This window comes from Flavobacterium sp. (genome assembly GCF_044371705.1).
In the GTDB taxonomy this organism is placed as follows: Bacteria; Bacteroidota; Bacteroidia; order Flavobacteriales; family Flavobacteriaceae; genus Flavobacterium.
This window is the reverse complement of record NZ_JBILTE010000090.1, coordinates 1-10,987: the sequence shown is the minus strand read 5'-3', so window position 1 is coordinate 10,987 and position 10,987 is coordinate 1. Positions and strand designations below refer to the sequence as shown.

Here is a 10,987-nt window from a genome sequence, read left to right as displayed (position 1 = left end):
GGATTGGAAGTGCCACACGTGCACGTTCATTTAATTCCGTTGCAAGACATGGATGATATGCGTTTTCAACGAAAAGTGAGTTTGACTAAAGAAGAATTTGAAGAAATCGTTCAGAAAGTTCAAGAAAAATTATAATTTATTTTGTCATTCTGAACTTGTTTCAGAATCTAGTGTATGATTTTGAGAATCTGAAACAAGTTCAGATTGACAGCAGTAGTTTATGTAGTTTTCACTACACCTTCTTCAAACTTACCACCATCGTCGTTCCTTTACCAATTTCTGAATGATCCACTCGTATTTTGCCTTTGTGGTATTCTTCTACAATACGTTTGGTTAAGGAAAGTCCCAAACCCCAGCCACGTTTTTTGGTGGTAAATCCGGGTTCAAATATTTTTTTAAATTGTTTTTTGGGAATGCCTTTACCGGTGTCGGAAACATAAATGTCGACACCTTTTTCGGTTTCAATAATGTTTAGCGAAAGACTTCCTTTGCCTTTCATGGCATCCACAGCATTTTTAATCAGATTTTCAATGGTCCAACTGTGTAAAGCAGCGTTTAAAGAAACCATAATTTCTTTTTCAGGAGCATTGAACTGAAATTCTACTTGATTTGAAAAACGTGATTTCAAATATTCAAACGATACAAAAGTTTCTGCAATTACATCTTGGGGTACCAAAGCAGGTTCGCTTCCCACTTTTGAAAATCGATCGGTGATGGTTTGTAATCGTGTAATGTCTTTTTCAATTTCAGTGACAATCGTTTCATCTAAATTGTTGGATTTCATGATTTCCAGCCAACCAATCAGCGACGATAAAGGCGTGCCAATTTGATGAGCAGTTTCTTTAGCCATTCCCGCCCAAAGTTTGTTTTGCGTAGCAATTTTAGAGGTTTTGTAAAAGTTGAAAACCAAAAGTGCAACCAAAACTATAATTAACAACAGAGCAATAGGATAATATTTTAACTTGCTCAACATAGGCGAATTGCCATAATACAAATACCGGAACTTATCCTCGTCGTAAGCAATCTTGATGGGTTCATTTTGATTTTTAAAAGTTTGAATTAGTTTTTTTATTTTTTCGGGGTCATTTAAAATCAAGGAATCTACATTTCTACCGTCCAAATAAGTGTTGAATTCATCTGTTAAAATCAGAGGAATGCTTTTATTGTTGTTTAAAAGAACCGCCGTCAGACCGATATCTGTGTTTTCGTCGGCATTACTCAAGGATTTTTGAGCTTCGGCCCATAATTCCATTTTCATTCGTTCATCTTCTTTAAAGATTTGGAAGAACGAATAGGTGTTCCAAAGTATCAGCGAAATAATCACAAAAGATAAAGAAATCAAGATCCAACGGGTGACATTTCGGCTATCGGAAAACTGCATACATGAATATTTAGGTTAAAAGTAATAAATCTTACTTGAAATGTAAAAAGCAATCGAAAAATAGGCTTTGATTTCTTATTTTTGTTAAAACTAAAAAATGTTATGATTAGTATTAATCCCAAGGAAATTTCGCCGGTAAAACTACAAGGATATTTACAAAGTTCGGTAGGTCCGCGACCTATTGCTTTTGCTAGTACAATGGATAACAATCGAACCCCCAATTTATCGCCGTTCAGTTTTTTTAATGTTTTTAGTTCCAATCCTCCTATTTTAGTTTTTTCGCCGGCTAGAAGAGTTCGTGACAATACAATTAAGCATACTTTAATCAATTGTCAAGCTACGCGTGAAGTTGTGATAAATGTGGTGAATTATGACATCGTGCAACAAATGTCACTTTCCAGCACGGAATATCCGGATGGGGTGAATGAATTTTTGAAATCCGGATTAACCATGTTGCCATCGGAGCTTGTCAAACCCTATCGCGTGGCCGAAAGTCCGGTGCAATTTGAGTGTAAAGTCAACGATATTATTTCCTTAGGGACTGAAGGTGGAGCCGGTAATTTAATTATTTGCGAAGTAGTTCAGATGCATATTTCAGAAGATATTTTAGATGCCAACGGATTAATTGACCAACATAAAATTGATTTGGTTTCCCGAATGGGTGCCAATTGGTATTCGCGGTCCAATCAAGGCTTATTTGAAATTCCAAAACCTTTGGCAACAATGGGAATAGGAGTAGATCAGATTCCTGATTTTATTAAAGAAAGTGCGGTTTTTGACGGAAATGATTTAGGGATGTTAGGAAATGTAGAAAGTTTGCCATCCACCGAAGAAATTAATATATTTGTACAACAAAATATTCAGGTAAAAGGTGTTTTGAGTTCAGCAGATGAAGTGAAAGTACATCAAAAAGCCAAGGAATATTTAGCTATTCAAGACGCGTTGTCGGCTTGGAAAGTTTTATTAGCCAAAAGAGTTTAGTATAAGCCAATTAATAATTTTAAAACAAAACAAGCGTATGGAAGTTACAGGAAAAGTAAAGGTTGTTGGAGCGGTGCAACAAGTAAGCCCAACATTTAAAAAGAGAGAATTAGTAGTTACTACAGATGAGCAGTATCCACAAAGCATCATGATTGAATTTGTTCAAGATAAGAGTGATTTGTTAAATACGGTTACTGTTGGGGAAAATGTTAAAGTTTCAATCAACTTAGGAGGAAGAGAATGGGTAAATCCGCAAGGAGAAACCAAGTATTTCAACTCAATCAAAGGATGGAGAATTGAAAAATTGCAATCGGAAGCACCAGCTGCCGGTATGCCTCCAATGCCTGCAGCGGAAGCATTTGAACCTGCTACTAATTTCAATGAAGAAGAACATGACGATTTGCCTTTTTAGTAAAAAGTTAAATTCCAAAAAAATGAGATTCCAAATTCCAATGATATACGTTTGGGATTTGGAATTTTTAGATTATCCCCCGACTGAAGTCGGAGGGTAGTTAGTGCTGAAGCACAGAACTATTGACTTTTGACTTTGATCTTTGCTTTTTGATCTAGACTTTTGAATTATGTATTTCCTAACCTCCGAATTGTATTTCCCACCTGTAACTGAAGCTTCCTACGAAGGAATTTTAGCTGTTGGGGGTGATTTAAGCACTGAACGATTGCTTTTAGCATATCGTAACGGTATTTTTCCGTGGTTTGATGATGATGAGCCAATTTTGTGGTGGAGTCCGCCACAGCGAATGGTAGTCAATCCTCAGGATTATAAAACGGCTAAAAGTCTCCGCAACATTTTAAATAGACAACTTTTCAAAGTTACATTTAATAAAAATTTTTCAGAGGTTATTAGAAATTGTAAAACGGTTCATCGGAAAGGGCAGGATGGGACTTGGATTACAGATTCAATGGTGCAGGCGTATGAAAAATTACACGAAATGGGTTTTGCGAAATCAGTTGAGGTTTGGCAAAATGATGAATTAGTGGGCGGTTTATATGGTGTAGATTTAGGTAAAGTTTTTTGTGGTGAAAGCATGTTTTCCAAAGTGCCCAATGCCAGCAAAGTTGCTTTTGTAACTTTGATTAAGCAACTAAAAGAAGAAAATTATCGATTACTTGATTGTCAAGTACACAACGACCATTTGGAAAAACTGGGAGCATTTGAAATCTCTCGAGACAGTTATATAAAAATACTAAAATCTTCCATTTAACTTCTGGTCCAGCAATCAATCATGTGATCATTCATCATTCCGGTTGCTTGCATATGAGCATACATCGTAGTGGGTCCGATAAATTTGAATCCACGTTTTTTTAGGTCTTTACTGATTTTTTCAGCCAAAGGGTTAAAAGCAGGAACTTCACTTAACGAATGGAATTTATTGTCGACCTGTTTTCCATCCACATAGCTCCAAATAAAATTTGAAAAGGAACCAAATTCTTCCTGAATTTTTATGAATGCTTTTGCATTGTTGATGGCTGCTTTCATTAACTCCTGCACTTCATAATCGCCAAAATGAGCGATTTGTTGGTAATCAAAACCAAGGAATGCTTTTTTGAAGTTTTCTCTTTTCTTTAAAATTAAATGCCAACTCACACCTGCTTGAAATGTTTCCAAAATTAAAAATTCAAATAATTTTTGATCGTCATACACAGGTTTGCCCCATTCTGTATCGTGATAGTCACGATAGAGTTGGTCTTTTTCGCACCAGGAACATCGGTTTTTATCAGGCATTTTTTTGCAAATATTGTTCAATTAAATAGTGACCCAAATATATCAGAGGAGTCATTAAAACGGCAATGACTAATTTTACAGAATATCCCGTAAAACCTGAGATAATATATGTTTCTGAATTCATAATTCCTGGCACGTAAAACGCAATGCCTAGTACGATGAAGCTGTCAAATAATTGTGAGATAACAGTGGAACCTGTACTTCTCAGCCAAATCATTTTTTTTCCGGTTCTTTTTTTTACAAAATGAAAAATGGTTACATCAATTAATTGAGAAACCAAAAAGGCAACAATACTTCCAATGATTATTAACTGACTTTGTCCAAATACTGCTTCAAATTGCTCGGTAGAAATCGAACTAATTCCGCTGGAAGGAATTTTAATTGCAAAGAATAAAATGATAAAGGTATAGGCGATGAGAGCCGCAGTGATGAGCGATAGTTTTTTTACTCCTTTTTCCCCAAAGTACTCGTTAATTAAATCAGTTGTAATAAAAACAATGGGCCATGGCAAAATTCCAATACTCATGGGAACTCCAAAAATAGTAATGAGTTTTCCGCCGATTAGTTCTGCAACAATTGCATTTGTTATAAAAATGCCGGCAAGAACAACATACACCGTGTCTTTTCTATTTTGAAACATGTACTTTTAATTTGTAGCATCAAGGGCTCTAAATTATAAATAATAATTTATTTCATTTTATTCTTCGTAATATTCTTCTTCATAATCATTGAATCCCATTATGTTATGTTCATCAACAATCTTTCCAAAGGAGGTTCGCAGGCGATTTCCATTGATAGAATAGTCAATTATTTGTTGATAGAGTTCATCCATTTTTTCTTCATCTACAATTTCATTTACTTGACCTGAATAGTATGCTTTTGGATTAACGCGACCGTTTTTGCCTTGTACAAACGCGATACTTACAAGTTTTTCCTGAGCATCGTAGGAGTCATAATACTCATCAGTACCAGATTTGGACGGTTTTTGTTTGAAAAAGAAATAGTTTAATGTTTTGCCCTCGAAACTGATTTCACGTTTTTCAAAAAATACTAAACTGTCTTTTTCAGTATCAATTTCATCAAGATATATAACTCCGGCTTTCGCTAAATCTTCATCAGTAATTGTCTCTATCACACTAATTTGTTTTTTGTCATACAACATTTGATAAGCTGCAAAACGAGTACTAGGCTTGCTTAATAAAGCCACTTCTGTTTTTTTATCAAGAGTGTTGTCTTTTTTCAAATCTAAAAATGCCATTTCTAAATTTAAGGCATCAATGTCCAAAGCTTGTATCTTATTGAGAAGTAGTTTGAAATCTTTTTCGTTTTTATAAGGGTAAATTAATTGAATATAATTTTTCAAGTCATTCGCAACACGTGTATCACGATCGGCATTTCGTGCATTTTCTTTACTGTCATTTTTTGCTTTCCAACCAGCTACACGTTTGTATTCTAATTTTGCATTGGTTAACACCATTTTTTTGTATTGATTCAACCTCTTTGGATTTATTAAACCTAGATCAAATAGAATAGAACTAAGTTTGACAATCGGGTCATGGTATTCCGGAATACTGTAAAATTGAAAAATGTCAGGAAATAACTCGGCACTATTTTTCGGATCATTGTTAAAATGTGCGAATAAAGAGGATATTTCATATTTGCTTTCAGACAAAGGCAAATCATATTCAAGCAACTCCATGATTTTTTTGTAAGCAGGCTTTGATTCTTGATGTGTTAATCCTTTTAAAATTGCCAATTGAATAATTGGATTTAGATTGTCTTTTTTGTAGTTGCGTTCTAAAAACGGAAGTACCATGGGGTCTTTTATTTCGCCGATCGCTTCAAAAAGTTTGCCTAAGGCATCTAGCTCATCTGCTTTAAAATTGAATGAGTCGATGAACTGTTGCAGTTCATTTAAATCCTCTTTTTCAAAGCTTAAACGACTAACAGATTTGAGTGCAGAATAACGAATAGTGTCATTTTCGCTGCGTGCATCTGCCATGAATAGTTGCAGTTTTGATTCAAAAACTGAATAATCTAAAACTGAATCTAGAGGAGTAAAAGTTCCATAAAAACGTTCGATAAAGGGATTGTTTTTACTATAGCTTTTATCAACCAATGTTTTAATACGGTAAATTAATCCATCTTTAAAAATCACTTTGTATTTTATCGCCTGAATAGTTTGTGGTTTTGAAACCATTGCTTCATAGATATAGTATTTTTGCGAGGGGTCTTGATTAAACTGTTCACTAATTACTTGGTATTTATTTCCTTTGCCTTTGATTTTTGCAGTAAATCCGATTTCCTTTTCCCAAGTAGAAGAAAATAATTTTCTGTCTTGAGAAGAAGATTCGAAACCGTAATCGTCAATTGCCATTGCATATTCTTCATCAATTGCTACTGTTTCAATCAGTTCCTCTACGTCTGCTAATTCTGCAGTTTCTTCTATTGCAGATTCATTATCAGAAAGCCCGTTTGTTTTAAACCATCTGGTAAAATCTGCTTTTACAGAATCTATGTTTTTCTCTCGTTCGTATTTATGGTATTTATAAAAATTGACCTCTATTTTTTGACCATTTTCATCGGTAAATGAATAGTTTTCGTAATCACTTGTGAATAAATTCTGTTTCTTGTCTTTCTTCCCTTTTTGTTTCTTCTGATTGGTTTTCAAGAAGTAGATTTCATTTTGTTTTTTAGGGACTTCCACCGTAAACAATCCTGTGCTGTCGGTATACTTCTGAAAATCAGCAGTTTCTTTGAATGCTAATTTTTTGAATGATTCAAAGAATTTAATCGTTTTTTCATCCGATGCATTAACTGTTCCCATTAAATAATATTTTGGGCCATTAATCACCGTTTTCAGTTGTATAGATTTTCCATTAATGGTTGACTTTGAAACTAAAGTATTTTCGCTTTTTTTGATGGATTCAACGGCTTTATCAGCGTCATATTGCAAGTAAAACTCTTCTTGAATTCTTTGGAGTTCAAAATCAGTTTCAGCCAGATCAAAATTGCGATTCAAAGTGCGTTCAATTAGAAAATAGTTGCTTTTACTAGCCGTTTCATGTGCATATAATTCAGTATCAACGGGTGAAACAGATTCCTGCTTGTTTCCATACAAAATATGGTAGGAGGGAACTTGAATACTGAATCCGCCTTTTGAGGGACTAACAGTTTCCCAATTTCCCGTATCGGATTTCAATTTGATCTGATTGAAAACTTCGTTTTCGTAGTTTTTTACATATTCGCCAGTTCCAATCATATTAATGCAGATTATTTCCAGGGGTGTGATGTAAAAACGATAACGTTGGGTATTGCCGGTTTTCGTTTTGTTTTTTAGGTCGTAGCCTAAATAATCTTTTTCCTCAAAGAATTTTTTCTCGAGGATATCTCCCGGTATATTTTCATAGAATAAGCTGTCTAAAGTCAGATGATTAAAAACATCTTTGTCTTTTTTCAAAAAGTTGTTCAGCAATTTTCTTTTGATGTTGATATAGCCGCCATTCGACAAATCCGGACTGTTTATGTCGTTATTGTTGGCAATGACCATTTCGAATAATGGCATTTCAATAAATCCGTCAACTGTAGATTTAGTTACTAATTTTGGTTTGACAAAGTACTCATCAATTTGTTTTTTTGTATTTTTCCCTTTGTCTGTATATTGATCAAAAACCGGTTTTACAGTATACCCTTTTTGACGAAGCAATTCAATTACACCTTTTTTACCGGGTAAATGTGCGGCTCCGATGGCTGCAAAAAGGCTTCCTTTTTTAGCAATAGAATCGATGCTTTGAGTCATTATAATATTTCTTTTATATAGCATCGCGTCTAGATAAGCCTCCGGAGAAACAAGTGTCAACAGTGAATCCATCATGTCTAAATCTTTTTCTCGATAGTAATCCATCAAAGCAGCGTCGAACGATTTATTTTTCAGAATTTTGACAACTTTTTGGGTGTTTTCGTCTGATATTTTTGAATCAGAATAGTCGATATTCATGATTAAAACCAACGATTTTTTCGCGTCTTCTAAACCAACGGTTTTTTTGTTATATTTTCTTCCCGTTTGGTAAATAAACATATCTAAATAGGTTTCCTCCTGAAAATCTTGATTGTATTCATTGGTTCGAAACAATAAATTATCCATCGTATAATTTCTACTTTCAAACAAATCATTTAATTGTTGTTTTTGAAACGGATAGAGGTAAAATTCTTTGTAAAATTTATTTTGATTGATATAACTTTCATTGTTGAATAAATCATAAAGATCCGACCAACTGCTTGGTTCGCTTTCGTTTGCAACAAAATCGGCTTCTAGCAAATGTTTAAAAAAGGCGTCTGATAAATGATAGCTGACTTTTTCGCTAACGTGCATAGAACCATACACGTATGAATTTTTTTCCAGTCCGTTTCCTGAAATTTCCCACAATAAACTTTGGTATTTTTTTTGTTGTCCAAAGGAAATTGAACAAATTAGTACTAGCAGAAATACAATCTTTTTCAAAGCAAATTATTTTAAAGTTGTTATTTTTTCAAATATAACGGAATTCAATTGATTTTAATTGTAGGAATTCTTTAAAATACAAAAATCCCATCGATTTGAGTCGATGGGATTCTATCTGATATAATTTGTAAGATTCAAGAACCTGAAATCAACAGATTCTGAGATAAATTGTACTATCCTAAAGTTACTCTTTTGAAACCTGTAATTTCAACGTTGAAACCTTTTACATAATCACCAACTTTTTTACTATCATCTTTAATGAAATTTTGGTCAAGTAACGCTTTTTCTTGATCTAAAGTTGTGTTGTCAGAGATAAAACGTTGGATTTTACCCGGAATGATTTTATCCCAAATTTGTTCAGGTTTACCTTCTGCTTTTAATTCTGCTTTTGCATCTTCTTCCGCTTGTTTTAAAACTTCTTCTGTTAATTGAGCGTAAGAAATGTACGTAGGGACATTTTTTAATGTTTTTCCTAAACGTGCTGCTTCTTCATTTTCTTTTTCAATGATTGCAATACGAGCGTCAAGTTCAGAAGCAATAAAAGCAGGATCAAAATCTTTGTAAGATAAGGTGTCTGCTCCCATTGAAGCTACTTGCATTGAAATGTCTTTAGTTAAAACTTCTGCATCGGCAATTACCGATGAAATTGCAGTTAGAGCTGCTATTTTGTTAACATGTACATAGGATCCAACGAATGCTCCTTCTAAAATTTCAAAACCACCAATTTCGATTTTTTCACCGATAACACCTGTTTGCTCAATCAATTTTTCAGCTACGGTCATGTTAGTATCGAATGGAGAAGCTAAAAATTCTTCTTTCGAAGAAAAATTGATTGCTTTTCCAACTAACGCTTTGGCTAAAGAAACGAAAGATTCATTTTTACCCACGAAATCTGTTTCACAGTTTAAAGTAATAACAGCACCTTTAGTTTTTTCTGCGTTTATAAAAGCAGCGGCAGCACCTTCAGTTGACTCACGGTCAGAACGGTTAGCGGCAACTTTTTGCCCTTTTTTTCTAAGGTTTTCGATAGCTTTGTCAAAATCTCCATCAGATTCAACTAATGCTTTTTTGCAGTCCATCATACCTGCACCTGTAATTTGTCTTAATTTATTTACGTCTGCAGCAGTAATTGTTGCCATTTTGTATCTATTTTAAAGTGTTTAATTTTTTGTAAAAAAACAAATTCCAATAATCAAATTCCAAATTCCAATTTTATTAAATCATCAATTTTAAATTGACAATTTTTTGGAATTTGGAATTTCTTTATTGGAATTTTTTGTTATTTATTCTTCCGAAGTTGTTTTAGCTTCTTCTGCTTCCACTGCTGGAGCAGCTTCTGCTGCTACTACTTCTTCTACTGTATCTTCAGCAACAACTTCGCCATCTTTTTCAGATCCTCTTTCAGAAAGACCTTCAACGATAGCAGCAGTCACAAGAGATAATACTTTATCAATTGATTTCGAAGCATCATCATTAGCCGGGATTACATAATCAACCTGACGAGGGTCAGAGTTGGTATCAACCATAGCAAAAACTGGAATGTTTAATTTTTGAGCTTCTTTTACTGCGATGTGTTCAGCTTTGATATCTATTACAAATAATGCAGCAGGTAATCTAGACATATCAGCGATAGAACCTAAGTTCTTCTCTAGTTTAGCACGAAGACGATCTACTTGTAAACGTTCTTTTTTAGAAAGTGTATTAAAAGTGCCATCTTTCTTCATTCTATCAATAGATGCCATTTTTTTAACGGCTTTACGGATAGTAACGAAGTTAGTAAGCATACCACCAGGCCATCTTTCCGTAATATACGGCATGTTCGCTGCAGCAGCTTTTTCGGCTACGATATCTTTTGCTTGTTTTTTGGTAGCTACAAAAAGTACTTTTCTACCGGATGCTGCAATTTTTTTCAAGGCTTCATTAGCCTCTTCAATTTTAGCAGCAGTTTTATACAGGTTAATGATATGAATACCATTACGTTCCATATAAATGTAAGGAGCCATGTTCGGGTCCCATTTACGAGTCATGTGTCCAAAATGAACGCCAGCCTCTAATAAGTCTTTAACTTCAACTTTGTTTGCCATTTTTGTACTAGTTTACGTTCTGTTGATTAGCAATAATGTAGTAGCGATTACTCTGGTCTTCATTATTTAGATGCTAAACTAATTTTCCGATCGCATCGGAATAATAACAACAATAACTTTTTTAATAATAATTTTAAATTTTTACAGCGAATTAAGCTGCGGCTACTGATACAAGTTCAGTATTAACGTTTAGAGAATTGGAATCTCTTACGAGCTTTCTTCTGTCCAAATTTCTTACGTTCTACCATTCTTGGATCTCTTGTTAGCAATCCTTCTGGTTTCAAGATAGCTCTGTT

General features: G+C 34.2%; 10 protein-coding genes and 1 pseudogene. 4 read left to right on the top strand and 7 right to left on the bottom strand.

Annotated features, from left to right (window positions below):
- Positions 1-135, top strand: a pseudogene (locus tag ACIQ2S_RS07770) (HIT family protein); the annotation flags it as partial.
- Between the two features lie 97 nt (positions 136-232).
- On the opposite strand, the gene ACIQ2S_RS07765 reads toward ACIQ2S_RS07770, so the two are convergent.
- Positions 233-1,381, bottom strand: a complete 1,149-nt coding sequence (locus ACIQ2S_RS07765) for a sensor histidine kinase (RefSeq protein ID WP_396174680.1) — start codon at positions 1,379-1,381, stop codon at positions 233-235.
- A 102-nt stretch (positions 1,382-1,483) separates the two neighbouring features.
- Between ACIQ2S_RS07765 and ACIQ2S_RS07760 the strand changes: the two genes are divergently transcribed.
- The 3 genes from ACIQ2S_RS07760 (at position 1,484) to aat (ending at position 3,585) form a co-directional block, all read left to right on the top strand.
- Positions 1,484-2,362, top strand: coding sequence for a flavin reductase family protein (locus tag ACIQ2S_RS07760; RefSeq protein WP_396174678.1), 879 nt, complete (start codon positions 1,484-1,486; stop codon positions 2,360-2,362).
- 37 nt (positions 2,363-2,399) lie between these two features.
- Entirely contained in the window at positions 2,400-2,774 is a 375-nt protein-coding gene (locus tag ACIQ2S_RS07755; protein WP_396174676.1) for a DUF3127 domain-containing protein, read from the top strand.
- Positions 2,775-2,943: 169 nt separating this feature from the next.
- On the top strand, positions 2,944-3,585 hold the full coding sequence (gene aat / locus ACIQ2S_RS07750) for a leucyl/phenylalanyl-tRNA--protein transferase (RefSeq protein WP_396174674.1): 642 nt from the start codon (positions 2,944-2,946) through the stop codon (positions 3,583-3,585).
- On the opposite strand, the gene ACIQ2S_RS07745 is transcribed toward aat, so the two are convergent.
- The 6 genes from ACIQ2S_RS07745 to rpsI all read right to left on the bottom strand — a co-directional run.
- A complete protein-coding gene (locus ACIQ2S_RS07745) occupies positions 3,582-4,106 on the bottom strand; it encodes a DNA-3-methyladenine glycosylase I (RefSeq protein ID WP_396174671.1) in 525 nt (174 codons plus the stop codon). The two genes, aat and ACIQ2S_RS07745, sit on opposite strands and share 4 nt — an antisense overlap.
- Complete coding sequence (locus ACIQ2S_RS07740; RefSeq protein WP_396174669.1) at positions 4,099-4,746, bottom strand: queuosine precursor transporter; 648 nt, start codon at positions 4,744-4,746, stop codon at positions 4,099-4,101. The genes ACIQ2S_RS07745 and ACIQ2S_RS07740 overlap by 8 nt, the downstream gene beginning before the upstream one ends.
- A 57-nt stretch (positions 4,747-4,803) precedes the next feature.
- A complete protein-coding gene (locus ACIQ2S_RS07735; RefSeq protein WP_396174667.1) occupies positions 4,804-8,607 on the bottom strand; it encodes a TraB/GumN family protein in 3,804 nt (1,267 codons plus the stop codon).
- 173 nt (positions 8,608-8,780) lie between these two features.
- Positions 8,781-9,746, bottom strand: coding sequence for a translation elongation factor Ts (gene tsf / locus ACIQ2S_RS07730; RefSeq protein WP_396174665.1), 966 nt, complete (start codon positions 9,744-9,746; stop codon positions 8,781-8,783).
- 144 nt (positions 9,747-9,890) lie between these two features.
- Positions 9,891-10,691 carry a 30S ribosomal protein S2 gene (rpsB, locus tag ACIQ2S_RS07725; protein ID WP_396174663.1) on the bottom strand — a complete coding sequence of 267 codons (801 nt, stop codon included), beginning with the start codon at positions 10,689-10,691 and terminating at the stop codon, positions 9,891-9,893.
- A 182-nt stretch (positions 10,692-10,873) separates the two neighbouring features.
- Positions 10,874-10,987, bottom strand: a 114-nt coding sequence (gene rpsI / locus ACIQ2S_RS07720) for a 30S ribosomal protein S9 (protein ID WP_396174682.1), incomplete at its 5' end; no start/stop codon positions are given.